Raw genomic sequence first — 23,906 nt, 5'->3', positions numbered from 1 at the left:
CCGTGGCGAAGAATTTACGGATTACTTTTTATCTTTGTCGGCAAACGGGTTTTTCGCGGTCACGAACTGGATTCGCAAGGGAGTTCCATGCAATTTGAAGGCTTCGCGGAAGGTATTTTCCAGATAACGACGATAGCTGTCCTTGATCTGGTCAACCGCATTGCCGTGAATGACGATGATCGGCGGATTCGAGCCGCCCTGGTGGGCGTAGCGCGGCTTCGGCCGGAACAGGCCATGCTTGGGCGGCGCCTGGCGGGCGACGGCATCGGCCAGGACGCGAGCCAGACGCGGCGTCGACATCTTGGTCATGGCCGCGGCAAAGGCGGCATCGACCGAGCGGAAGACCGACTCGAGACCGATGTTTTCCTTGGCCGAAACGAAATGGAACTTGGCAAAATCGAGGAACTTCAGCTTGCGCTGCAGGACCAGGCGGGTCTGCTCACGGGTGTAGGAATCGAGGCCGTCCCACTTGTTGACCGCAACGACCAGGGCGCGTCCGGATTGCACGATGAAATCGGCAATGTGGGCGTCCTGCTCGGACACATCGGCCTGCGCATCGACCATCAGAATGACGACATGGGCGTCTTCAATCGCCTGCAGGGTCTTCACCACCGAAAACTTCTCGATCGATTCGAAGACCTTGCCGCGCTTGCGCATGCCGGCCGTATCGACGAGCACATACTTGCGGCCGCCCCGCTCGAAATCGATCTCGATCGAGTCGCGCGTCGTGCCCGGCGCATCGAAGGCGATAACCCGCTCTTCGCCGAGCAATGTGTTGATCATCGTCGACTTGCCGACGTTCGGCCGACCGACAATGGCGACACGAATGGCGTCGGACTTTGTTTCTTCTTCCTCCGGCTCGGGGAAGGTATCCAGCGCCAGATCGACCAGACCGCGCACCCCTTCGCCATGCGCGGCGGAGATGGCATACGGTTCGCCCAGTCCAAGCTCGTGGAAATCAGCCTCGACCATGCCGGAATTGAGGCCTTCGGCCTTGTTGACCGCTACGATGACCGGACGCGCCAGACGACGCAGCTTGTTGGCGATTTCCTTGTCGTGCGGCGTCAGGCCGGTACGGCCGTCAACCACGAAGATCACGGCATCGGCTTCGGCAATCGCCTGCTCGGTCTGACGCGCCATTTCATGCAGGATGCCTTCCTTGATCAACGGTTCGAAACCGCCGGTATCGACCACCAGGTAAGGCTTGCGCCCGAGCTTGCCGTGACCGTAATGACGGTCGCGGGTCAGCCCCGGCAGATCGGCGACGATCGCGTCACGCGACTTGGTCAGGCGATTGAAAAGCGTGGATTTACCGACATTGGGTCGGCCAACCAGGACTAGCGTAGGTTTCATTGGGCCTCTATAGCGCTCAGATTGCCGCCACTGGTCTGTACCAGGAAACCGGAACCAAGCTGTTGTACCGGCGCACGGACTGGCGTGCCATCGGTTTTCTGACGGCCGACAAAGCTGCCATCTTCGCGTGAAAGGAAGTGCACGAGACCTTCGCCATCGGCAACGACGACGTTGCTGCGATAGACGGCCGGGCCGGAAACACGCCGATTCAGGAGCTTGTCCTGCTTCCACAGACTGCTGCCGGAAAGACGATCAAGTGCATAAACGGCTCCCTTGTCATCGGTCACGAACAGGTAGCGCCCGTCGAGCGCCACACCGGTCGCCGACGAAATATCGCGCGACCAGATCAGGGCACCGCTCTGACCGAGGTCAAAACAGGCAACCCGCCCCTGGAAGGCAACAGCACAAACCTGGCGCCCGTCAATCGCCGGCGGCGCAACGACATCGGCCACCCGGTCGAGTTCGGTGGCGCCCTTCGGCAAGGCAACAGCGCCCTCCCAGACCGGCGCGCCATTCTGCAGGCTGAGTGCGACCAGTTTGCCGCCGGGGAAACCGACGAACACATAGCTGTCGGCAAAAACCGGCGAACCGGCGCTGCGTACCGACAAGGTCGGTGTCGAACGCTGGTAAACCCACTTGCGACCGCCATCGGCACTGTCAAAAAGGAAGACGCGATTGTCACCGCTCTTTACGGCGACACCGTCATCGCCCACCGTCGGTGCAGCCAGCACCTCGCTGGAGACCCTGGCCTGCCAGAGCGGCTTGCCATCTGCCGCGGAGAACGCCAGAACATCGCCCTTCTCCGTGCCGACCACCACCAGACGGGAATTGGCACCCACGCCGGCCGACAGGGGCTGACCGGCATCGATCTTCCAGACAGTTTTGCCCCCTTCCAGCTTGTAGACCGTTCCATCGCGGGCGGCGGCATAGACCGACTTGTCGACGATGGCCGGCACGAAGCTGTAAGTGCCCGCCTTGCCTACGCCAGTCGACCACTGCACACGCAGATCGATGCCATCCTTGATCGGCTGCAGCGGCGCCATCTTCGGACCGGAACTGGAAAACGGATTGATCGCGTCAATCCCGTCAGAAATCGTGGCGCAACCGGACAGGCCGGCGGCAAGCAGGAGGGCAAGCAGGCGACGCGACATCAGGCGGCCTCCCCCAGGCTATCAAGCTTTTGCTGCAGCAGCTCACGCGCCGGGCCAGCCTTGGCTTCGCCCTTGTCGAGCGCCGCCTGGTAGGCGGCACGGGCTTCGCCCTTCTTGCCTTGAGCGGTCAGGACATCGCCCTTCGATTCGAGGAAGCGAGCAGCGAAGACCGGGGCGGGAGTCGCCTCCAGTTGCTTCAGGGCGGCATCGTAATCCTTCTCGTCGAGCAGAACGGCGACCAGACGCAGGCGGGCGAGATCACGAACCTCATCCTTGCCGTTGTCGGCAGCCCAGCTCAACTGAGCGCGCGCCGTTTTCAGGTCACCGGCCTCGAATGACTGCTTGGCCGCCAGCAAGGCGCCGAGCCCGGCATAGCTGGTGCGACCGAACTTCTCGGCCAACTCGCCGGCGGCTGCCTTGACCTTTGCCGTATCCTGCATGGCCACGGCCTGTTCCAGCACGCCATAGATGGCGGAAGCCTGCGCCGACTGACTGCGCTGATACCAGTTCCAGCCCTGCCAGCCGATGGCGCCAATCGATGCAGCCACCACCACCGAGGTGAAAAGATTGCCGTACATCTTCCACCAGGTTTTCAGGGAATCAATCTGTTCCTGCTCTTCGAGGTCCAAATGCGCCATGTGCTTATTCCTCTTCGCTGTCTGCGTCTGAATCAATCAATTGGTCGATGATGGCTTCGGCCAGATCATCGACCTTAAGTTTCTGCTGCGCCGAACCCTCGGCCCGCAATGACTTGAGCTGCGCCTCACCGGTCGACGCCTCGTCATCGCCAATAATGACGGCAAAGCCGGCACCACTGCCATCTGCCTTCTTCATTTGCGACTTGAAACTGCCACCACCGCAGTGCAGGAGGACATCAATCCCCTGGTCGCGCAAGCCTTCGGCCACACGGAAGGCAAGACGAGCCGCGGCTTCACCCTGATGCACGAGATACACATCCGGCGCCGGCGCTGCCGGCTCACCGCCTGAATCCTTGATCAGCGCGATCAGACGCTCGACACCCATGGCAAAACCACAGGCTGGCGTCGGTTTACCGCCCAGCTGCTCGACCAGACCATCGTAACGACCGCCGGCACAGACCGTACCCTGGGCACCGAGCTTGTCGGTCACCCACTCGAAAACGGTCAGGTTGTAATAATCGAGGCCGCGCACCAGGCGCGGGTTGATCCTGAACGGAATGCCGGCATCGCGCAGGATGGCCTGCACGCCTTCGAAATGCGCCAGCGATTCGGCCCCGAGATAATCGATCAGCTTGGGCGCAGCAGCACACAGCTCCTGCATGGCCGGGTTCTTGGTATCGAGAATGCGCAGCGGATTGGTGTGCAGACGACGCTTGGCGTCTTCGTCGAGCAGTTCGGCGCTGGCTTCGAAATAGGCGATCAGCGCCGCCCGGTGCTGGGCACGCTCGGCCGGCTGGCCAAGACTGTTGATCTGCAACTCGATGCCATCGAGCCCAAGATCGTTCCACAGGCGGGCGCCCATCAGGATCATTTCGGCATCGATATCCGGCCCGGCAATCCCGAAAGACTCGACACCGACCTGGTGGAACTGGCGATAACGCCCTTTCTGCGGCCGCTCATGCCGGAACATCTGGCCCATGTAGTACAGGCGTTGCGTCTGGCGCGCCGCCAGGTTGTGCTCGATGACGGCACGCACACAACCGGCCGTGCCTTCCGGACGCAAGGTCAGCGCCTCGCCGTTCAAACCGTCGACGAAGGAATACATTTCCTTCTCGACGATATCGGTCACTTCACCGATGGCGCGCTTGAAGAGCGGCGTCGGTTCGACGATGGGCATGCGGATCGGGCGATAACCGTAGCTCTTCAGCCACGAACGAATGGTGTCCTCGAACAGTTCCCAGAAGGCGGCTTCGTCGGGCAGGACGTCGTTCATCCCGCGCACGGCTTGCAATGTTTGACTCATGACTTCAGTTTCTTGGTGTAGGTACGCGCCACATAGCGCTCGATGATCTGCTTGAATTCATTGGCGATATTGTCGCCCTTGAGCGTGACGGTCTTCTGACCGTCCTCATAAACCGGTGCCGACGGCGCCTCGCCGGTACCCGGCAGGGAAATGCCGATATTGGCGTGCTTGGATTCGCCCGGACCATTGACGATGCAGCCCATGACGGCCAGCGTCATGTTCTCGGCACCATCGTATTGCAGCTTCCATTCCGGCATCTTGGCGCGCACGAAATCCTGCACTTCGCCGGCCAGCTCCTGGAAAAAGGTCGAGGTCGTCCGGCCACAACCCGGGCAGGCCGCAACCATCGGTGTGAAAGCGCGCAGCCCCATGGTCTGCAGGATTTCCTGGGCGACGATCACTTCCTGCGAGCGCGAGCCACCGGGCTCCGGCGTCAGCGAAACGCGGATGGTATCGCCAATGCCTTCCTGCAGCAGCACGGACAAGGCAGCCGTCGATGCAACGATCCCCTTGGAGCCCATGCCCGCCTCGGTCAACCCGAGATGCAGGGCATAATCGGCGCGCTTGGCCAGCTCGCGATAGATGGCGATCAAATCCTGCACACTCGACACCTTGCACGACAGGATGATCTTTTCACCGGCCAAGCCAACTTCTTCTGCCTTGGCCGCGGACTCGAGCGCCGAGGTGACCATGGCATGGCGCATCATTTCGGCCGCATTCAGCGGCACCGCCTTGCGACTGTTCTCGTCCATGATGCGGGCCAGCAATTCCTGGTCGAGACTGCCCCAATTGACGCCGATGCGTACCGGTTTGTCGTAGCGACAGGCCAACTCGACCATCTGCGCGAACTGCTCGTCTTTCTTCTTGCCGAAGCCGACATTGCCGGGATTGATCCGGTACTTGGCCAGCGCCTCGGCACAGGCCGGATGCTCGGTGAGCAGGCGGTGACCGTTGTAATGAAAGTCGCCGATCAGCGGCACGTTGCAGTTCATCCGGTCGAGATGCTCGCGCACCTTCGGCACAGCCGCCGCCGCTTCCGGCGAATTGACGGTGATGCGCACCAACTCCGAACCGGCACGCGCCAGCTCGGCACACTGGATGGCCGTTGCCAGGTAATCAGCGGTATCGGTATTGGTCATCGACTGCACGACGACCGGTGACTTGCCACCGAGTTCGACGTGACCAACGCGACAAGCGCGCGTCAGACGTTTTTCAACAGCACTCACAAACTACTCCAGAACCAGCCGGGCGACATCGCCACGCGTATAAGGCACCAGATCGACGGTCTGGCCATGCCAGAACAGCTTGACCCCCGGCGCATAACCGACCACCAGAGAGAAAGGCCCCTGACCGGAAACACTCTGCTCCGAAACTGCCTGGCCGCGCTGCGAAAAGATCACTTTGCCGTCACGATCACGTACTTCGACCCAGGATTCCTTCTCAAAAACAAAGCGCATATCCGGCGCCCCTGCTACCTGCAAGGATTTTTCCGCGACCGGCATTGCCGCTTGCGGTACAACGGCATCGGCCGCAGGCGTTTCGGCCTGCGGGTTCATGACCTGCTGCGGCGTCGTACCGGGCGGAAAAACCGGTTCACTGGTCGATGCCGGTTCGGCTGCCGCAACGGGGGCCGCCGCCTCATCCTTGCGAGCCAGCGAATTGATCAACTCCTGGACGTTATCACGCCAGACCGAAAGATCATTTGGCAACAGGAAATATACCAGCGCCGCAAACACCACCAGTAGACCGCCGCTCAGCACAACCATCCGGTCGCGCCGGGAAATTCCGGGCCCACCCTGCGGCATCGCTGTCTGCTGCGAATCCGCTTCACCAAGGCGACTGACCGGCTTCTCGAGCACCGCATCAAGCTGCGCCATCAAGGGGAGAGGATCGATTTGCACGAAGCGGGCGTAATTGCGAACGAAGCCACGCACGAAGGTTGCCCCCGGCAAGACTTGCCAGTCACCACGTTCCAGCGCCTCAAGCTGGCGCACACCCAGTTTCAAAGTGGCAGCAACTTCCGACAGGGCGATACCACGCGCCTCGCGTGCTGCACGCAACTGCGCGCCGACTGCAGGCATGACCGGCGAGACATCCAGGCCGGAGTCTTCCACCGCAAGCTCGCCAACATCCATCTCTTCACTCATTAATAATTGCCCTTCAGGAATTCCTGATACTCATCCGATGTCGGATAGCGACTCCGCAATTGCGCAGCGTAACCACTCTCAGCAGAACGATTACCCAGTTTGCGCTCGATCCGCATACCCAGCCAAAGCGCTTCAGATGTCGGAGGCTCCATCTGTTTGAGCGCCTCGCTCAGATAGACACGCGCCTCTTCATTGATGCCGCGCTGGAAAAACAGACGGGCCAGTTGCAGACGCGTCCCCGGAGCACCATCACGGGCAAAACGCAGGGCATTCAGCAAATAGCCTTCTGCACCCTGAATATCCCCCGCCTTCAAGGCACAGGTACCTGCATTCGCATAAGCCCGATCAGGGGTTTCATAGAGCGGGTTTTTCAGTGCCTGCAAGAAATAGGCAATGGACTGGCGCTCCTTGCCTGTTTCGCAGAGATACCAGCCATAGTTGTTATTGACCTCGGGATCATTCGGCGCGAGGTTCAGCGCATAACGAAAATCTTCCTCGGCCTTGGTGTAATCACGCAGTTGCGTATAGACCAGACCGCGCACACTGTAAGCTGACACAAACCCCGAGTCAGCCTTGATGGCGACACCAAGCTCATCCAGCGCTGCCGCCATGTGCCCACTCTGAAAATACATGGCCCCCAACTCGGTATGAATCTTGGCGCGATTTCGCGGGTCACCGGAGTTCTGGTTGCGGCTGGTCGGCTGACTATCGTAAATCTGCCCCCAAACCGGCAAAACGCAGAACACCCCGAGAAGAACACCGAGAATCCGGCTTTTCAACACAACACGCTTCATGACCTGGTCTCCTTGAGCGGAATCACCCGCCCGGCAGTACGTTTGGTCTTGTCCATGACCTGACCGGCCAACTGGCCGCAGGCTGCATCGATATCATCACCACGGGTCTTGCGCGTCGTGGTGACGATACCCGCCCCCATCAGGATGTCGGCAAAGCGCCGCACCCGCTCGGCCGGCGAACGGCGGAACGGCGACCCGGGGAAGGGATTGAAGGGAATCAGATTGAACTTGCAATGCACCTGCTTGACCAGCGCCAGCAACTCACGGGCATGCGCATCGCTGTCATTGATACCGTCGAGCATGATGTACTCGAAAGTAATGAAATCGCGCGGCGCCTTGCCCAGATAGCGCTGACAGGCAGCCATCAGTTCTTTCAACGGATACTTCTGGTTGATCGGCACGATCTGGTCACGCAACTTGTCGTTCGGCGCATGCAGCGAGACAGCCAGGGCAACCGGGCACTCATCGCCCAGGCGATCCATGACCGGCACCAGGCCGGAGGTTGAAACGGTGACGCGGCGTCGCGACAGACCGTAAGCGTTGTCGTCGAGCATCAGCTTCAAGGCGGCAACGGAATTTTCGAAATTGGCAAGCGGTTCGCCCATGCCCATCAGCACGACGTTGGAAATAACCCGTTCGTCGCCGTGGACCGCACCGAGTGCGTGATTGGCCTGCCAAAGCTGACCAATGATTTCCGCAACCGTCAGATTGCGGTTGAAACCTTGCTTGCCGGTCGAGCAAAAGGCGCAGTCAAGCGCACAGCCGGCCTGCGTCGAAATGCACAGCGTGCCGCGATCGTCCTCGGGAATGAACACCGTTTCGACGGCATTGCCGTTGCCGACGTCAATCAGGAATTTGCGCGTTCCGTCATCCGACAACTTGTCGGAAACGACCGCCGGCGGCGACACGATGGCGCGCTGCTTGAGCTTCTCGCGCAAGCTCTTGGCAATATCGGTCATGGCGTCAAAATCCGCCACGCCGGAACGATGAATCCAGCGCAACACCTGGCGGGCGCGGAAGGGCTTTTCACCCTGTTCGGCGAACCAGGCAGTCAGGCTTTCGCCATCGAGATCAAGTAGGTTTTGCATAGGATTCAGGACGCAGGATCGAGCTTCAAACAACAGCCCGACCCCGGATCCTAGTAGCTGTTCTTAGCGACCAGCGTAGACGTTCATGCCCGGGAAGAAGAAACCGATTTCAACAGCGGCGGTTTCCGGGGCATCAGAGCCGTGCACGGCATTGGCATCGATCGATTCGGCGAAGTCAGCGCGGATGGTACCAGCGTCGGCCTTCTTCGGATCGGTCGCGCCCATCAGTTCGCGATTCTTGGCAATGGCGTTTTCGCCTTCCAGGACCTGGATCATCACCGGGCCGGAAATCATGAAGGAAACCAGATCCTTGAAGAAAGGACGTTCCTTGTGCACGCCGTAGAACTGACCGGCTTCCTGCGGCGACAACCAGGCCATCTTGGAGGCAACGATCTTCAGACCGTTGGTTTCAAAACGGGAGTAGATCTTGCCGATAACGTTCTTGGCAACAGCGTCGGGTTTGATGATGGAGAGGGTGCGTTCGATAGCCATATGATTGCTCCGCAAAGCTAGACAGTTGAAAAACGGGCAATTTTAGCAGAATAGCGATGCGAACGCCCGCCTCACTGCACCGCGGCTTTTGCCGCCTCGCTCGCGCGCAGGGGCTCGGCCAGCGTGGCAAAGTTGCGCGGCGCGACATATTGCAGCAGTTCCTTGCCATCGCCATCGACCAGCACATCCAGGCCTTGCTGCGGATAGAGCAAATGCGCCCGCTTTTCCGAAACGACCAGACGCTCGGCTGGCTGGCCAAAACGCTGAACGACCGTCGCTTCGTCAAGATTGACCGTCGGAATGACACTGATCGCCTTGACCCGCATCTGCTCGGCCAACGCCAGATCATCCGGATGCAGGGTGATTTTGCGCGTCGTGCTCTCCATGTGCTTCGCCTTGAGCGCGCGCTCGCGCATGGCCAAAATCGCCTCTTTCGGAACGTCGACCGTCACGATCACCTTGGCCAGGACAAAACCAAGCGGCACCTGCGAGTAATAACCTTCGAGCGCCCCCTCTTCATCCGGCTGGGCAATGATCGCCACCTCGATCATGTCACCCAGGTGGCGACGCACATCGGCCAGCGTGCTGACTCCGGGCTGCAGGCCGAACACCGAGCTCCCGCCCTGCCCGTCGAGCGTGATCTGCCAGGGCAGATTGCTGTTCGGATCGACGCCCTCCTGCTTGCCCAGGCCAGGCAAAAGGAAGGGCAGGATCAGCGCCGCAATAACGAAGGCAATCAGCGACAGGGCAAATTTCATGAGGGCACCGGTGCAAAAAGAAGGCGATTGTGCCACAGCCACCCCGCGGAAACAGAAAGGCCGCCTTCCGACAATGCCGGAAGGCGGCCTTTTTTGCCTGACAGGAAACGACGATCAGATCATGCCCAGCGTCCGCGGCAGCCAGAGCGACAACTCAGGCCAATAAGTCACCACCACCAGGAAGCCCAGCATCGAGAGCAACCACGGCCAGACCGCGATGGTCAGTTCGGTGATGCCCATCTTGGTGATACCCGAGGCGACATAGAGATTGAGGCCGACCGGCGGATGGCACATGCCGACTTCCATGTTCACCACCATCAGGATGCCGAAATGCACCGGATGGATACCGAGCGCCACCGCCACCGGGAAGAGGATAGGCGCGAAGATCAGCACGATCGACGACGGCTCCATGAAATTTCCGGCCAGCAGCAGGATGACGTTCACCGCCAGCAGGAAGGTGATCATCCCTAATCCATTGCCCAGCATCCAGTCAGCCAGCGCCTGCGGGATGTTCTCGTTGGTCATGATGAAGGAGAACAGCACGGCATTGGTGATGATGTAGAGCAGCATCGCCGACATGTTGGCCGAGTTGAGCAACACCTTCGGCACATCCTTGAGGCCGAGGTCGCGATAGATGAAAACGGCACAGATAAAGGCGTAGACCGCTGACATCGCCGCTGCTTCGGTCGGGGTGAAGATGCCGGAATAGATCCCGCCCATCACGACGACAATCAGCAGCAAACCCCAGACGGAAGCCCGGAAGGCCTTCCAGCGCTCACCCCAGGTCGCCTTCGGCTGGCGCGGATAGTCGTACTTCTTGGCGCGGTACCAGGTCACACCACCGAGCACACCAGCCAACGCCAAACCCGGAATGACACCGGCCATGAACAGGGCGCCGACCGAAGTATTGGTCGCCACCGAGTACATCACCATGACGATGGACGGCGGGATCAGGATACCGAGCGCCCCCGAGGTGGCGATGACGCCCGCCCCGAACTTGTTCGGAAAGCCTGCCTTGACCATCGCCGGCAACAGGATTGAGCCGATTGCCACGACCGTCGCCGGACTGGAGCCCGAAACGGCAGCAAACAACGCACAGGCCAGCACACCAGCCAGACCGAGACCACCGTACCAGTGGCCGACCATCGACGTGGCGAAATTGATCATCCGCTTCGCCACCCCGCCATGGGTCAGGAAATTCCCGGCCAGGATGAAGAAGGGAATCGCCATGATCTCGAACTTCTCGATACCGGTAAACAGCTTCAGGGCCACCGATTCGAGCGGCACCTGGGTCATCGTGAACAGGAAGGTCAACACGGTCAGGCCGAGCGAAATCGAGATCGGCATGCCGGTCAGCATCAATACTGCCAACAGGCTGAAAATTACCAGGGCGTTCATTGCGCCTCTCCTTTACCGTTGCCGCCACGCCGCTCACCATGGCGATGCTCTTCATCAGTCGGCACATCGCCCCCCTGCTCCCGGCGCTCGCCACCAGTCCGACGCTCACCCACCAGGGGATGCTTCAGATCGTGCATGTGCAGGTTGTCATCCATGCCGTAAAGATTGACATCGACCGGCGGCGTTTCCTCATCCAATCCATCGACATGCCCATGATCATGATGCGGCAACTCACCGGTCCTCAGGAAACTCCAGGTCACCTGCAGGAAGCGGAAGGACATCAGCGAAGAACCGAGCGGAATGGCGCTGTAGACGATCCAGGTCGGCCACTCGAGATCAGGCGTCGTCGGCCCTTCGTAGTTGTCGCCAGTATCCAGCCCGAGGAACTGGAAGATGGCGTAATGCGCGCCGTTTTCCCAGACGAAATGCGCCCCCAGCGTCGCCACGACGCCGGTAAACAAGGCGCCAGCGAGCAAACCGAAAACAATGAACTTGCTCCGCATACCATCATCGAGACGATTGATCAGCACATCGACCCCGACGTGGATGCCGGTACGCACGCCGTAGGCTGCGCCGAATTTGGCCATCCAGACGAACATGATGATGCAGAGCTCCTGGGTCCAACCGAAATTGAGGGTGAGCAACCAGTCCTGAAGGCCGGGAATTTCCACCCCAGCCAAATAGCGGTGCATGACCGCGATGAAGATGATGAGGGTGGCCGCTCCCATGAGGAAAGTCACCAACAACTCTTCTAGGTGATTTAGTGCTTTGTTCAGCATAAGTGTCCCCTGCTGTGATCCAGGGGCCGCAGCCCCCGATCTTTTTATTTCACTGGCGAATTAAAGGCTATCCGGCTTGAAACCGGTGTCCCGGTAGACTGCCTGGATCGTTTCCTTGCCAACGCGCCCTTCCATCTTCTGATGCACCGGCACCAGGGCCTTCTTGAAGGCAAGGCGCTCAGCCGGGGTCGGTACGTGTACGGTAGTCTTGCCGCTCTTCTTCACCGCATCCAGAGCACTGTCATTCTCGACCTTGGCGATCTGGTTGGCGTAACGGGTCGCCTGCTCCATCGCATCATCAAGCTGCTTGCGCACATCATCCGGCAAGCCATCCCAGAACTTCTTGTTAACGATCACGGCGTAACCAAGATAGCCGTGCTGGGTCAGGGTCAGATGCTTCTGGACTTCATGCATTTTCTGCGTATAGAGGTTGGAAATCGGGTTTTCTGTACCGTCGACCACGCCGGTCTGCAAGGCCTGATAAACCTCAGAGAAAGCCATCACCTGGGGCAGGGAGCCAAGCGAACGCATTTGCTCTTCGAGCACCTTGGACGACTGGATGCGCATTTTCTTGCCCTTGAGGTCGGCCGGTGTCGTAATCGGCGTGTTCGCCGAGAAGGACTTGAAGCCGTTGTCCCAGTAACCCAGACCACGAATCCCCTTGGGCTCGAGCTTGGTCAGCAGTTGCTTGCCGACCGGACCATTGGTCACCTTGCGCAGTGCATCGTAATCGCTAAAGATGAACGGCAGGTCGAACACTTCGAACTCCTTGACACCCAGCGGACCGAACTTGGCCAGCGACGGCGCGAGCATCTGAACCGCGCCCAGTTGCAGCGCTTCCATTTCTTCCTTGTCCTTGTACAGCGTCGAGTTGGCATAAACCTCGACCTTGACCCGACCCTTGGTCAATTCGGCAGCCTTCTTGGCAAACATCTCGGCCGCCTTGCCCTTGGGCGTATCGGCAGCAACAACGTGACTGAACTTGATGACAATCGGCTGCTGCGCATAGGCAGCCAGAGACAGGGCACCGGCCAGCAGACCAACCAGAAGCTTGGATACTTTCATTATTTTCTCCTCCAGAAATGGAATCGCAGAAAAAAATTGCGACTGGGTGAAATTATTACGAAATAGTAAACCGCCGCGTATTGTGGTTATCCACATAGTGCGCCCCAATAAAAAAAACCGCCAGACTAGCTGGCGGTTGGAGCGTTCCGGGAGTTCGGAAGATCAGTGATGTTCAACGATGGGGCGGGGACTGTGCGGAATCGGCGGATCCTGCGCATCGTCAAGCACCATCTCGGGGAAGTCGGCCTCGTCCTGCGTTTCACCATTGAGCACGGCAGTCAGCTTGGCAGAATCAAGTGCATTGCACCACTTCGCCACCACCAGCGTCGCAACGCTGTTACCGATGAAGTTGGTCAATGCACGCGCTTCCGACATGAAACGATCGATCCCGAGAATCAGTGCCAAACCGGCCACAGGAACGGTACCAACGGCAGACAGCGTCGCTGCCAGCACGATGAAGCCGCTGCCGGTAACCCCCGCCGCACCCTTGGAGGTCAGCAACAAAATGACCAGCAAGGTAATCTGGTGTTCCAGATCGAGCGGCGTATTGGTCGCCTGCGCGATGAACACGGCAGCCATGGTCAGGTAGATCGAGGTACCGTCAAGATTGAAGGAGTAACCAGTCGGCACAACCAGACCTACCACCGACTTCTGGGCACCTGCGTTTTCCATCTTGGCCATCAGACGGGGCAACGCCGACTCTGAAGACGACGTACCAAGCACCAGGAAGAGCTCTTCCTTGATGTACTTGATCAATTTGATGATGGAAAAGCCGTGGACCGCTGCAATGCTGCCCAACACACCCAAAATGAAAATCACGCAGGTCAGGTAGAAGGCACCCATCAGACTGGCCAGTTGCGTCAGGCTACCGACGCCATGCTTGCCGATAGTGTAGGCCATCGCGCCAAAGGCGCCGATCGGAGCGACCTTCATGATCACGCCGACGATACCGAACAACACATGCGACAGCTTTTCGATCAGTTCGAAGACCGGCTTGCCGCGCTCACCGAAGGCATGCATGGCGTAACCGAAGAGAATGGAGAAGAACAGCACCTGCAGCATGTCGCCCTTGGCGAAAGCGTCAACGACACTGGTCGGGATGATGTTCAACAGGAAATCAACTGTCGATTGCATCTTGCCCGGCTCGGCATACTTGGCAATACCCTTGGTATCGAGCGTCGAAATATCAACGTTCATGCCGACACCCGGCGCCCATACATTGACGACAATGAGGCCGATGATCAGCGCGATCGTGCTCACCACCTCGAAGTAAAGCACAGCCAGGCCGCCGGTCTTGCCAACCTTCTTCATGTCTTCCATGCCGGCAATACCGACGACGATGGTGCAGAAGATGATCGGCGCGATGATCATCTTGATCAGCTTGATGAAACCATCGCCGAGCGGCTTCATGGCCGCGCCGGACTCGGGATAGAAATGCCCGAGACTTACCCCGAGTGCAATGGCTACCAGCACCTGGAAATACAGGCTTTTGAATACGGATTTTTTGACCACGTGAATTGACTCCTCTGTAATGGTTTTTTGGAAATTTTCACGAGTATTACCAAAGGAAGACATCCAGACCATTGTGGATATCCGAATTGTGGATACCCCCAATGTCAATTCGCAAAAGAACGTGATGTACCATTTACCCATGACGCCCGCCGCCCAGCCCCGCACCCCCAGCCCGCACCAACTCCGCTGGCTGCTCGCCCTACCCAAGTTCGGCATCATCCTGCTCGTCACTGCTCTGCTCAGTCTGCTCTGGCTGCTGCACCTCAATGAAGTCGACGAGGAGCGTTCCGGCCTGATCAAGGACGTTCTATGGCTCGAGCAAAACCTGCAGTTTCACCTGAATGGCAACGAGGAGCAGTTGCAGCAGCTGGCAGTCGACATGACCCTGCTGCCAAAGCCGCGCCACACTTTCGAACTGCGCGCCAGCCACCTGCTCAAGAACAACCCCGAGATTTCGCAACTACTCTGGTTCGACAAGCAACGCAAGATCATCGATGCATTGCCGAGCATGACGCCACCGGAGCATGAAATCGAGGCATTCGGCCCACCGGTGACCGAAAAGGCTTTCGAAATGGCCCGCCGACTGGGCAAGCTCGTCTACAGCGAACCATTCTTCCTGGAAAACAACCGCGCCTTCGTCGAGGTCATCGTTCCGATCTACCACGAGCAGCAATTCGCCGGCATGCTGGTCGCCGTCTACCCGCTTGAAGCGCTGCTCAACAACCTGGTTCCCTGGTGGTTCACCGAGAAATACAAGGTAGTCATCATCGACGACAACGAAGTCCAGTACGCGGCAAAAACCCGGATTAACGACATCGGCAGCCAAACCTACGAAATACTCTTCGACCCCCCCGGTTACGGCCTCAAACTGCGGATCACCAGCTACCAGAACAACACCAATCAACTGCAACGCCTGCTCACCATTGCCATCATCGCACTGGCCGCCGGCGTTTTATGGAGCCTGTGGATCGTCCGCGACCTGATGAAGAAGCGCTCGCGTGCCGAAGAGGCCCTGCGCGCCGAGCATGCCTTCCGGACTGCCATGGAAGACTCGCTGACCGTCGGCATGCGCGCCCGCGACCTGAACGGCAAGGTGATTTACGTCAACCCGGCCTTTTGCAAGATCACGGGCTTTTCCAGCGAGGAACTGGTCGGCAGCACGCCGCCAATGCCCTACTGGATTCCCGAACAAATCGATGAAACCTTCGCCGTCCACCAGTCAGTCATGGCCGGCAAGGCGCCGCTCGACGGTTTCGAGATCACTTTCATGCGCAAGAGCGGCGAACGCTTCCATGCCCTGGTCTATGAAGCCAAGCTGATCGATGGCAAGGGACAGCACACTGGCTGGATGGCCTCCGTACTCGACGTCACCGAACGCAAACACGCCGAGGAACTGGCCAGGCAGCAACAGGAACAGCTGCAATTCACCTCGCGTCTGGTCACCATGGGCGAAATGGCCTCAACCCTGGCGCACGAATTGAACCAGCCACTGGCTGCGATCGCCAGTTACAACAGCGGCTGCCTCAACCTGCTCGAACGCCCGGACTGCACGCCGCAGGAAATCCGGCCTGCACTGGAAAAAATTGGCGTCCAGGCCCAGCGCGCCGGTCGCATCATCCGCCGGGTGCACGACTTTGTGCGCAAAAGCGAGCCCAAACGCGCTCCTTGCCAACTAACCGAAGTCATCGACGACTGCCTCGGCTTCGTCGAATCCGACGCCCGCAAACGCCACGTCAGGGTCGACTGCGACACGCCCCCGCTCCCTCCCATTCCGGCCGATCGCCTGATGCTCGAACAGGTGCTGCTCAACCTGATCCGCAATGGCATGGAGGCCATGGCAAGCACGCCCGAGGCCTATCGCCGCTTGCATATTCAGACCAGCATTGCCGATGCCGAACTGAAAATAAGTGTTACCGACAACGGCTGCGGCATCGCCCCCGAAATCCGGGAAAAACTGTTCACCGCCTTTTTCACCACCAAGCCGGAAGGCATGGGGGTTGGCCTGTCGATCTGCCGCTCAATCATCGAATTCCACCGAGGCCGACTCTGGGCCGAGGACAACCCCAACTCCCCCACCGGAAGCGGTACGATATTCTCATTCACCCTGCCCCTGGAAACCGCATGAATACGCCGCAAGCCCACCTGGTCGACGACGACGAAGCAATTCGCGATGCCCTTTCCTGGCTCCTCCAGTCACGCGGCATCCCCTGCACCACCTACGCCAGTGCCGAAGACTTCCTGGCCACCTGGAACAGCAAACTGGCAGGCTGTGTCGTACTCGACATGCGGATGTCGGGCATGAGCGGCCTCGATTGTTTCGACAAATTGCGCGAGCAGAACTCGAGCCTGCCGGTCATTTTTCTGACCGGCCATGGCGATGTCCCGCTGGCGGTCAGCACGCTAAAAAAAGGGGCTTTCGATTTTTTCGAAAAGCCGCTCAACGACAACGAACTGGCGACCCGCATCGAGGAAGCCATGGAGCTCGATGCCCGCCAGCGCGTTGCCAGCGCAACGGTCGACTCGCTGAATACCCGACTTTCCAGCCTGACCACCCGCGAACGCCAGATCATGGAACTGGTGCTCGCCGGCAAATTCAACAAGGTCATTGCCGACGAATTGAACATCAGCATGCGCACCGTGGAAGTGCATAGAGCCAACCTTTTCGACAAGATGCAGGTGAAGACCGCCGTCGAATTGGCCAATTTGCTCAAACCCGGCCGCTGACCCTTCCCTAAGCCCCCTTTTTTCGTTAGCATCTTGCCGCAATACCAGTGCCATTCCGGCACCCGTTTCCCGACACTCCGGTTCACTCCATTCACGAGGCAATTCATGAGCGAGCACATCCATTACGTCACCGACGACACCTTTGAAGCCGAAGTGCTGCAGGCGCAGCAGCCGGTTCTCGTCGATTACTGGGCAGAATGGTGCGGCCCCTGCAAGATGATCGCCCCCATCCTCGACGAAATTGCCGCCGAATACGCTGGCAAGCTCAAGGTCACCAAGGTCAACATCGACGACAACCAGGCCACCCCGGCCAAGTTCGGCATCCGCGGCATCCCGACGCTGATGATCTTCAAGAACGGCAACGTCGAAGCAACCAAGGTTGGCGCCCTCTCCAAGGGCCAGCTCGCCGCATTCATTGACAGCAACCTGTAATCACCGTACGCTCCCTGCCTGAAGATGCGTTCTGCGTCTTCAGGCCGACGTAGCAGGCACACTGCCTGACGTCCTCCCCTCCTCAAGTATTTAAATCTGCGCCCTGGTTCCGGCTTCTTTTGTCCGGCCCCCATTCTGGCGCCACGTATACCCACACATGCAACTTTCCGAACTCAAGACGCATCACGTCAGCAAGCTGCTCGACATGGCCACCGAAGCCGGCATCGAGAACGCCAACCGGATGCGTAAGCAAGAACTGATTTACGCCATTCTCAAGAATGAAGCCAAGAAAGGCGTCACCATCTACGGCGATGGCACGCTTGAGGTTCTGCAGGACGGCTTCGGCTTCCTCCGCTCGCCGGACACCTCCTACCTGGCCAACCCCGACGACATCTACGTCTCGCCATCGCAAGTACGCCGCTTCAACCTGCGCACCGGCGACACCATCGAAGGCGAGATCCGCACGCCGAAAGACGGCGAACGCTACGTCGCCCTGACCAAGCTCGACCGCATCAATGGTTTCCCGCCGGAAGCCAACAAGAACAAGATCATGTTCGAGAACCTGACGCCGTTGCACCCGACGCGCCATCTCAAGCTTGAACGCGAGATCAAGTCCGAAGAAAACATCACCAGCCGCGTCATCGACATGATCGCCCCGATCGGCTGCGGCCAGCGCGGCCTGATCGTCGCCCCGCCGAAGACCGGCAAGACGGTGATGCTGCAGAACATCGCGCACGCCATCACGGCCAACCATCCGGAAGTGATTCTCATCGTGCTGCTGATCGACGAGCGCCCGGAAGAAGTGACCGAAATGACCCGCACCGTCAAGGGCGAAGTCGTTGCCTCGACCTTCGACGAACCGGCCTCGCGCCACGTTGCCGTCGCCGAAATGGTCATCGAAAAAGCCAAGCGCCTGGTCGAACACAAGAAGGATGTCGTCATCCTGCTCGATTCGATCACCCGCCTCGCGCGCGCCTACAACACCGTGCAGCCGGCTTCCGGCAAGGTGCTGACCGGCGGTGTCGATGCCAACGCCCTGCAGAAACCGAAGCGCTTCTTCGGCGCCGCGCGCAACATCGAGGAAGGCGGCTCGCTGACCATTCTCGCCACGGCGCTGATCGACACCGGCTCGCGCATGGACGAAGTGATCTACGAAGAATTCAAGGGTACGGGCAATTCGGAAATCCATCTCGACCGCCGCATGGCCGAGAAGCGCATGTACCCGGCGATCAACGTCAACCGTTCCGGCACCCGCCGCGAAGAGTTGCTGCTCAAGCCGGACGTCCTGCAGAAGATGTGGGTCCTGCGCAAGCTCTGCTATCCGATGGACGATCTCGAAGCCATGGAATTCCTGCTCGACAAGGTCAAATCGACCAAGGGCAACCAGGAATTTTTTGACGCAATGCGTCGCGGCTAAACAGACCGCCAGGAAAAACAGGCATTTAGTATTGCAAGCGCGTGATTATTCGAGGATAATCACGCGTTTTCCAGGTCGGCCACATCCGCCGGTCGCATAACGAAAGGACACAAAGTGAAAGCCGACATCCATCCCGATTACAACGAAATCCAGGTAACCTGCTCCTGTGGCAGCACCTTCACCACCAAGTCGACCATGAAGAAAGCCCTTCATGTTGAAGTCTGCTCGCTCTGCCACCCGTTCTACACCGGCAAGCAAAAGATCGTCGACACCGCTGGTCGCGTTGAAAAGTTCAACCAGAAGTTCGGCGCCATGCGCGGCAAGGCTTCTGCCTGATCTGGCTGAATCGCACAAAAAAGGGCAGCCGCTGGGCTGCCTTTTTCATTTGCACTGCGCATGCCTGATTTGCTCGCCCTGATCCGTCGCGGCATCCGCCTGCCACCGGCCGGCTGGATGCTCGCTGCCATGCTCGCCTTTTATGTGCTGGCCGGGCTGTTCGGACGCGACCCTTGGAAGGGCGAAGACGCCATCCACATCGGCACCGCCTGGCACATGCTGACCTACAGCGACTGGCTGTCCCCCGACCTTGCCGGCCGCTCCTTCCACGAACCTCCGCTCTATTACTGGAGCGCCGCTCTGACCGGCAAGATTTTCGGCTGGCTGTTGCCGCTGCACGAAGCCATGCGTCTGGCCAGCGGCCTCTGGGTGACACTCGCCCTGACCGGACTTTATTACGCCGGGCGCGAACTGTATGGCCAGGAAAGTGCGGCGGCCAGCCCACTGCTGCTGGCCGGTTGTACCGGCTTGCTCTTCCATGCCCACGATGCGCAGCCGATGCTGATTGCGCTTGCGGCCTACGCCGGCGCCCTCGGCAGCCTCGCCGCCATCGGTCGACGTCCCCGTTTGACCGGAATCTTCTACGGCATCGCCGTCGCCGGCTGCCTGCTTGGCGCCGGTATTGCCCCAACCCTGCCTTTGCTCGCCATTCTGCCGGCTGCCTGGTGGCTGTCACCGGATCGTCCAAAAGCACTCCAGACACTGGCCATCGGCCTCGGCATCGCGCTCCTGCTGATCCTGCCCTGGCCCCTGCTGCTCCTGGCCATTGAACCAGCCCGCCTGCACGGCTGGGTGGCAACCGAACTGGCACCGCTGCAAACCCCATTCTCCTTCACCGGCGCCGGGCGCTTCCTCGCCATGCTGCCCTGGTTTGCATTCCCGGCCCTACCGCTAGCCGGCTGGACCTTATGGACACGCCGCAAGAATCTCGCGGCCCCAGCCCAGTTGCTGCCGCTGATTTTCCTGCTGCTGACCTTCCTGATGCTGGCGCTGGCCTACCGTCCGCGCCAGATTCCGACGCTCTTGCTCCTGCCGTCGCTGGCCCTGCTCGCCACACCGGGTGCCCTGACGCTGCGCCGCGGCGCCGCCAATGCCTTCGACTGGTTCGCAATGATGAGTTTCAGCCTGTTTGTCGCTCTGGTCTGGCTCGGCTGGTCGGCAATGGCACTCGGTTGGCCGGGCAAGATGGCGGAACGGGTCGTCGTCTTGCGCCCCGGTTTCGTCGGCAGCCTGGACTGGTCCGATTTGCTGGTCGGCCTGGCCGGAACATTGTGGTGGGGCTGGCTGATCTTCACTGCCCCGCGCTCGCCCTACCGCAGCCTGACCCACTGGACGATGGGCTTTACCTGCCTGTGGCTGCTCGCGACCACCCTGATCCTGCCCTGGTTCGACTACGGCAAGAGCTATCGCCCGGTTGCCCAGGCCATCGCCCAGGCCCTGCCGGATGGCCATGGCTGCCTCGCCGAGCGCGGCCTGAATGACACCCAGCTTGCCTCGCTGGCCTACTTTATAGGTATCGAGCCAGCCGCCACGGACACGACCGAAGGCAGGAAATGCGACTGGCTGCTGGTCGGCGGCGAAACCCGGCAGCAACTGGCTGCCCCCGATGCGCGCTGGAACAAGGTCTGGGAAGGCAGCCGACCGGGCGAACGTAAGGAAAAGTTCCGTCTTTTCCAGCGTTGACCGCCCGGCATGAAGGGCTCAGCCCTTCAGGAAATGCTCGCGGTAATACTTGAGTTCGTCGATCGACTCCTGAATATCGGCCAGCGCCGTATGCCGCCCCTTTTTCTTGAAGCCCTTGTAGATTTCCGGCTGCCAGCGCTTGCACAACTCCTTGAGCGTGCTGACGTCGAGATTGCGGTAATGGAAGAAGGCTTCCAGGGTCGGCATGTAGCGCGCCATGAAACGACGGTCCTGACCGATGGTATTGCCGCACATCGGCGAATGGCCGGGCAGCGAATACTTCTTGAGGAATTCCAGTGCCGCCGCCTCGACCGCGGCCTCATCCATGACCGAAGCCTTGACCTTGTCGATCAGGCCGGAACGGCCATGCGTCTTCTGGTTCCAGTCATCCATGCCGGCGAGCGTCGCGTCGGACTGATGCACCACCCAGGACGGCGACTCGGCAACCATCTCCAGTTCGGAATTGGTCACCACCATCGCCATCTCGATGATGCGGTCACCCTCCGGATTCAGACCGGTCATTTCCATATCCAGCCAGACGAGGTTGTTTGCGTTGCCTGTCATATAATCGCCACTCCTGAAAACCCCGATTTTCTCACAGCTTTGCAGCCAACTTGACCACACCATTCACCACCCTGTTCATCGCCGCCTTCCTGCTCAGTCTGGCCGTCCGTCTCTGGCTCACGCTGCGCCACATCCGTTTCGTTAGCGCCCACCGGGCCGAGGTTCCGGCCGAGTTCGCCGCACGCATTCCGCTCGCTGCCCACCAAAAAGCCGCCGATTACAGCGTCGACCGTAGCCGCTTCGCCTTGCAGACAACGCTGGTCGACAGCGCCCTGCTCATGTTCCTGACCCTCGGCGGCGGCCTCGCCTGGCTGCACGACCTGTGCTCGGCCCGGCTCGACGGCCTGCCTTACGGGCTGGCATTGATTTTCAGCGTGATGCTGATTTCCGGCATCATCGATCTGCCCTTCTCGCTCTACCGCCAGTTCGTCATCGAAGCCAAACACGGCTTCAACCGCATGACGCTCGGCCTGTTCTTCGCCGATCTCGCCAAGCAGACGCTGATCGGCATCGTCATCGGCGCACCGCTGATCCTTGCCGTGCTCTGGCTGATGAACAGCATGGGCAGCCTGTGGTGGCTCTATGTCTGGCTGTTCTGGAGCGCCTTCAACCTGCTCGTCATGTTCATCTACCCGACCTGGATCGCGCCGCTGTTCAACAAGTTCTCGCCGCTCGCCGACGGCGAGATGAAAACCCGCATCGAAGCCCTGCTCGTGCGCTGCGGCTTTCGTTCCAGCGGCCTCTTCGTGATGGACGGCTCGAAGCGCTCCAGCCATGGCAACGCCTACTTCACCGGCTTCGGCAACAACAAGCGCATCGTTTTCTTCGACACCCTGCTCGAGCGCCTGACGCCCGCCGAAGTCGAAGCCGTGCTCGCCCACGAGCTCGGGCATTTTCGCCGTCACCACATCGTTTACCGTATGGCGCTGATGTTCGCGCTGTCCCTCGGTTTCCTCTGGCTGCTCGGTCGATTGATCGATGCGCCTTGGTTCTATTCGGGACTCGGCGTGCCGGCGCAGAACACGGCCCTGGCACTGGTCCTCTTCTTCCTCGTCATCCCGGTATTCACCTTCCTGCTCGGCCCGCTCGGCAGCTACCTGTCGCGCCGCAACGAGTTCGAGGCCGACGCCTACGCAGCCGAACACGCCTCGGCCGGCGATCTTGTACGCGCCTTGGTCAAGCTCTACGAAGACAATGCCGCGACATTGACGCCCGACCCGCTGCATTCGCTGTTCTACGACTCGCACCCGCCGGCCGCCCAGCGCATTGCCCACTTGCAGAAACTGGAGCAGGCCGCATGAGCCAACCCGGCCTGATTGAAGGGCGCGTCGTTGCCGCGCATGGCCGGCAGTATTTCGTGCAACTGGCCGACGGCAGCCTGCTGCCCTGCTTCACGCGCGGCAAGAAGAGCGACGTTGCCTGCGGCGACCGCGTCGATATCAAGCAGACGGCGCCCGACCAAGGCGTCATCGAGGCGATCCAGCCGCGCAGCAGCCTGCTTTACCGCTCGAACGAGGTTAAGCAGAAACTGATTGCCGCCAATGTCGACCAGTTGGTCATCGTCGTCGCCACCGAACCCGGCTTTTCCGACGAATTGGTGACGCGCGCCCTGATCGCCGCCGAAAGCGAGGAAATCGAAGTCCTGATCGTGCTCAACAAGTGCGACCTCGCAGACAAATTACCGATCGCCCGCGAACGCCTGAAAATGTTCGCCGCGCTCGACTATCGCGTGCTCGAACTCTCCGCCCTGGAGCACGCCGAGGATCTGCGTCCGGCCCTGCACGGCAAGACCAGCGTCCTGGTCGGACAGTCCGGCATGGGCAAATCGACCCTGGTCAATGCGCTGTTCCCGGAAGCCAGGGCCGCGACGCGCGAAATTTCGGCGGCACTCGACTCCGGCAAGCACACCACGACGCACGCCACACTCTACAACCTCGATGCCGACAGCCAGCTGATCGACTCGCCGGGCCTGCAGGAATTCGGTCTCGGCCATCTGAACACGCAGGAAATCGAACATGCCTTCCGCGAATTCCGACCCTATCTCGGGCAATGCCGCTTCCGCGACTGTCGCCACAACCGCGAGCCGGATTGCGCCCTGAGCGCAGCGGTCAACGCCGGAAAAATCGAAGAAAAGCGTTTTGCCACCTATCACCGCATCATGGGAACGCTACGCCCGGGCTAAAAGCCTGCTCCCGCAAGCAGGAAAGGGCTGCCTGACGGCCTTCTTCGGCGGTAGCAATATTTTCGCGACGCGCCCATAATCTGCCTACAA

General features: G+C 59.9%; 23 protein-coding genes. 8 read left to right on the top strand and 15 right to left on the bottom strand.

Features of this window, described 5'->3' with window-relative positions; all coding sequences use genetic code 11:
• Positions 1 to 21: 21 nt before the first annotated feature.
• The 14 genes from der to KIG99_RS16515 form a co-directional block, all read right to left on the bottom strand.
• The gene (gene der, locus KIG99_RS16580) at positions 22 to 1,353 is read right to left on the bottom strand and encodes a ribosome biogenesis GTPase Der (RefSeq protein ID WP_226461147.1); all 1,332 of its coding nucleotides are present in this window, start codon (positions 1,351 to 1,353) and stop codon (positions 22 to 24) included.
• Positions 1,350 to 2,504, bottom strand: coding sequence for an outer membrane protein assembly factor BamB (gene bamB / locus KIG99_RS16575; RefSeq protein WP_226461146.1), 1,155 nt, complete (start codon positions 2,502 to 2,504; stop codon positions 1,350 to 1,352). Before bamB ends, der begins: the two co-directional genes overlap by 4 nt.
• Entirely contained in the window at positions 2,504 to 3,142 is a 639-nt protein-coding gene (locus KIG99_RS16570; protein WP_226461145.1) for a YfgM family protein, read from the bottom strand. The genes bamB and KIG99_RS16570 overlap by 1 nt, the downstream gene beginning before the upstream one ends.
• 4 nt (positions 3,143 to 3,146) lie before the next feature.
• Positions 3,147 to 4,445, bottom strand: coding sequence for a histidine--tRNA ligase (hisS, locus tag KIG99_RS16565; RefSeq protein ID WP_226461144.1), 1,299 nt, complete (start codon positions 4,443 to 4,445; stop codon positions 3,147 to 3,149).
• Positions 4,442 to 5,671: a flavodoxin-dependent (E)-4-hydroxy-3-methylbut-2-enyl-diphosphate synthase gene (gene ispG / locus KIG99_RS16560; protein WP_226461143.1), complete on the bottom strand. Its 1,230-nt coding sequence runs from the start codon at positions 5,669 to 5,671 to the stop codon at positions 4,442 to 4,444. The genes hisS and ispG overlap by 4 nt, the downstream gene beginning before the upstream one ends.
• 3 nt (positions 5,672 to 5,674) lie before the next feature.
• Entirely contained in the window at positions 5,675 to 6,592 is a 918-nt protein-coding gene (locus KIG99_RS16555) for a helix-turn-helix domain-containing protein (RefSeq protein ID WP_226461142.1), read from the bottom strand.
• On the bottom strand, positions 6,592 to 7,386 hold the full coding sequence (gene pilW / locus KIG99_RS16550) for a type IV pilus biogenesis/stability protein PilW (protein ID WP_226461141.1): 795 nt from the start codon (positions 7,384 to 7,386) through the stop codon (positions 6,592 to 6,594). Before pilW ends, KIG99_RS16555 begins: the two co-directional genes overlap by 1 nt.
• On the bottom strand, positions 7,383 to 8,474 hold the full coding sequence (gene rlmN / locus KIG99_RS16545; protein ID WP_226461140.1) for a 23S rRNA (adenine(2503)-C(2))-methyltransferase RlmN: 1,092 nt from the start codon (positions 8,472 to 8,474) through the stop codon (positions 7,383 to 7,385). Before rlmN ends, pilW begins: the two co-directional genes overlap by 4 nt.
• A gap of 63 nt (positions 8,475 to 8,537) precedes the next feature.
• Positions 8,538 to 8,966: a nucleoside-diphosphate kinase gene (gene ndk, locus KIG99_RS16540; protein ID WP_226443029.1), complete on the bottom strand. Its 429-nt coding sequence runs from the start codon at positions 8,964 to 8,966 to the stop codon at positions 8,538 to 8,540.
• 71 nt (positions 8,967 to 9,037) lie between these two features.
• Positions 9,038 to 9,724, bottom strand: a complete 687-nt coding sequence (locus KIG99_RS16535; protein ID WP_226461139.1) for a hypothetical protein — start codon at positions 9,722 to 9,724, stop codon at positions 9,038 to 9,040.
• 114 nt (positions 9,725 to 9,838) lie between these two features.
• On the bottom strand, positions 9,839 to 11,122 hold the full coding sequence (locus KIG99_RS16530; protein WP_226461138.1) for a TRAP transporter large permease: 1,284 nt from the start codon (positions 11,120 to 11,122) through the stop codon (positions 9,839 to 9,841).
• Positions 11,119 to 11,901 carry a TRAP transporter small permease gene (locus KIG99_RS16525; protein WP_404817890.1) on the bottom strand — a complete coding sequence of 261 codons (783 nt, stop codon included), beginning with the start codon at positions 11,899 to 11,901 and terminating at the stop codon, positions 11,119 to 11,121. The genes KIG99_RS16530 and KIG99_RS16525 overlap by 4 nt, the downstream gene beginning before the upstream one ends.
• Before the next feature lie 60 nt (positions 11,902 to 11,961).
• Positions 11,962 to 12,966 carry a TRAP transporter substrate-binding protein gene (locus KIG99_RS16520; RefSeq protein ID WP_226461137.1) on the bottom strand — a complete coding sequence of 335 codons (1,005 nt, stop codon included), beginning with the start codon at positions 12,964 to 12,966 and terminating at the stop codon, positions 11,962 to 11,964.
• Between the two features lie 162 nt (positions 12,967 to 13,128).
• A complete protein-coding gene (locus KIG99_RS16515; RefSeq protein WP_226461136.1) occupies positions 13,129 to 14,478 on the bottom strand; it encodes a dicarboxylate/amino acid:cation symporter in 1,350 nt (449 codons plus the stop codon).
• A gap of 124 nt (positions 14,479 to 14,602) precedes the next feature.
• Here KIG99_RS16515 and KIG99_RS16510 point away from each other — a divergent pair, with 124 nt between their 5' ends.
• The 6 genes from KIG99_RS16510 to KIG99_RS16485 all read left to right on the top strand — a co-directional run bounded on the left by KIG99_RS16510 (position 14,603) and on the right by KIG99_RS16485 (position 21,070).
• Complete coding sequence (locus KIG99_RS16510; RefSeq protein ID WP_226461135.1) at positions 14,603 to 16,603, top strand: ATP-binding protein; 2,001 nt, start codon at positions 14,603 to 14,605, stop codon at positions 16,601 to 16,603.
• Positions 16,600 to 17,202: a response regulator transcription factor gene (locus KIG99_RS16505; RefSeq protein WP_226461134.1), complete on the top strand. Its 603-nt coding sequence runs from the start codon at positions 16,600 to 16,602 to the stop codon at positions 17,200 to 17,202. Before KIG99_RS16510 ends, KIG99_RS16505 begins: the two co-directional genes overlap by 4 nt.
• Before the next feature lie 105 nt (positions 17,203 to 17,307).
• The gene (gene trxA / locus KIG99_RS16500) at positions 17,308 to 17,634 is read left to right on the top strand and encodes a thioredoxin TrxA (protein ID WP_226443022.1); all 327 of its coding nucleotides are present in this window, start codon (positions 17,308 to 17,310) and stop codon (positions 17,632 to 17,634) included.
• 157 nt (positions 17,635 to 17,791) lie between these two features.
• Complete coding sequence (rho, locus tag KIG99_RS16495) at positions 17,792 to 19,051, top strand: transcription termination factor Rho (protein WP_226443021.1); 1,260 nt, start codon at positions 17,792 to 17,794, stop codon at positions 19,049 to 19,051.
• A 114-nt stretch (positions 19,052 to 19,165) separates the two neighbouring features.
• Positions 19,166 to 19,387 (top strand): 50S ribosomal protein L31, encoded by a 222-nt coding sequence (rpmE, locus tag KIG99_RS16490; RefSeq protein ID WP_226461133.1) that lies wholly within the window; start codon positions 19,166 to 19,168, stop codon positions 19,385 to 19,387.
• Positions 19,388 to 19,447: 60 nt separating this feature from the next.
• Entirely contained in the window at positions 19,448 to 21,070 is a 1,623-nt protein-coding gene (locus tag KIG99_RS16485) for an ArnT family glycosyltransferase (protein ID WP_226461132.1), read from the top strand.
• Positions 21,071 to 21,088: 18 nt separating this feature from the next.
• Here the strand turns inward: KIG99_RS16485 and orn are convergent, their stop codons facing one another.
• Complete coding sequence (gene orn, locus KIG99_RS16480) at positions 21,089 to 21,634, bottom strand: oligoribonuclease (RefSeq protein ID WP_226461131.1); 546 nt, start codon at positions 21,632 to 21,634, stop codon at positions 21,089 to 21,091.
• A 50-nt stretch (positions 21,635 to 21,684) separates the two neighbouring features.
• Between orn and KIG99_RS16475 the strand changes: the two genes are divergently transcribed.
• Complete coding sequence (locus KIG99_RS16475) at positions 21,685 to 22,935, top strand: M48 family metallopeptidase (protein WP_226461130.1); 1,251 nt, start codon at positions 21,685 to 21,687, stop codon at positions 22,933 to 22,935.
• Positions 22,932 to 23,816 (top strand): ribosome small subunit-dependent GTPase A, encoded by an 885-nt coding sequence (gene rsgA, locus KIG99_RS16470; RefSeq protein ID WP_226461129.1) that lies wholly within the window; start codon positions 22,932 to 22,934, stop codon positions 23,814 to 23,816. The genes KIG99_RS16475 and rsgA overlap by 4 nt, the downstream gene beginning before the upstream one ends.
• The last annotated feature ends 90 nt before the right edge of the window (positions 23,817 to 23,906 follow it).

Origin of the sequence: Quatrionicoccus australiensis (assembly GCF_020510425.1) — a bacterium.
Lineage (GTDB): Bacteria > Pseudomonadota > Gammaproteobacteria > Burkholderiales > Rhodocyclaceae > Azonexus > Azonexus australiensis_A.
This window is presented reverse-complemented; position numbering and strand designations above follow the sequence as displayed.

Excerpts from the sequence above, each read along its gene's own strand:
- hisS (WP_226461144.1), bottom strand. The coding sequence starts at position 4,445 with ATGAGTCAAACATTGCAAGCCGTGCGCGGGATGAACGACGTCCTGCCC.
- ndk (WP_226443029.1), bottom strand. The coding sequence starts at position 8,966 with ATGGCTATCGAACGCACCCTCTCCATCATCAAACCCGACGCTGTTGCC.
- pilW (WP_226461141.1), bottom strand. The coding sequence starts at position 7,386 with ATGAAGCGTGTTGTGTTGAAAAGCCGGATTCTCGGTGTTCTTCTCGGG.
- bamB (WP_226461146.1), bottom strand. The coding sequence starts at position 2,504 with ATGTCGCGTCGCCTGCTTGCCCTCCTGCTTGCCGCCGGCCTGTCCGGT.
- KIG99_RS16510 (WP_226461135.1), top strand. The coding sequence starts at position 14,603 with ATGTACCATTTACCCATGACGCCCGCCGCCCAGCCCCGCACCCCCAGC.
- trxA (WP_226443022.1), top strand. The coding sequence starts at position 17,308 with ATGAGCGAGCACATCCATTACGTCACCGACGACACCTTTGAAGCCGAA.
- KIG99_RS16520 (WP_226461137.1), bottom strand. The coding sequence starts at position 12,966 with ATGAAAGTATCCAAGCTTCTGGTTGGTCTGCTGGCCGGTGCCCTGTCT.
- der (WP_226461147.1), bottom strand. The coding sequence starts at position 1,353 with ATGAAACCTACGCTAGTCCTGGTTGGCCGACCCAATGTCGGTAAATCC.
- KIG99_RS16505 (WP_226461134.1), top strand. The coding sequence starts at position 16,600 with ATGAATACGCCGCAAGCCCACCTGGTCGACGACGACGAAGCAATTCGC.
- KIG99_RS16570 (WP_226461145.1), bottom strand. The coding sequence starts at position 3,142 with ATGGCGCATTTGGACCTCGAAGAGCAGGAACAGATTGATTCCCTGAAA.
- KIG99_RS16525 (WP_404817890.1), bottom strand. The coding sequence starts at position 11,901 with ATGCTGAACAAAGCACTAAATCACCTAGAAGAGTTGTTGGTGACTTTC.
- rho (WP_226443021.1), top strand. The coding sequence starts at position 17,792 with ATGCAACTTTCCGAACTCAAGACGCATCACGTCAGCAAGCTGCTCGAC.
- KIG99_RS16535 (WP_226461139.1), bottom strand. The coding sequence starts at position 9,724 with ATGAAATTTGCCCTGTCGCTGATTGCCTTCGTTATTGCGGCGCTGATC.
- orn (WP_226461131.1), bottom strand. The coding sequence starts at position 21,634 with ATGACAGGCAACGCAAACAACCTCGTCTGGCTGGATATGGAAATGACC.
- KIG99_RS16530 (WP_226461138.1), bottom strand. The coding sequence starts at position 11,122 with ATGAACGCCCTGGTAATTTTCAGCCTGTTGGCAGTATTGATGCTGACC.
- rlmN (WP_226461140.1), bottom strand. The coding sequence starts at position 8,474 with ATGCAAAACCTACTTGATCTCGATGGCGAAAGCCTGACTGCCTGGTTC.
- KIG99_RS16555 (WP_226461142.1), bottom strand. The coding sequence starts at position 6,592 with ATGAGTGAAGAGATGGATGTTGGCGAGCTTGCGGTGGAAGACTCCGGC.
- rsgA (WP_226461129.1), top strand. The coding sequence starts at position 22,932 with ATGAGCCAACCCGGCCTGATTGAAGGGCGCGTCGTTGCCGCGCATGGC.
- KIG99_RS16485 (WP_226461132.1), top strand. The coding sequence starts at position 19,448 with ATGCCTGATTTGCTCGCCCTGATCCGTCGCGGCATCCGCCTGCCACCG.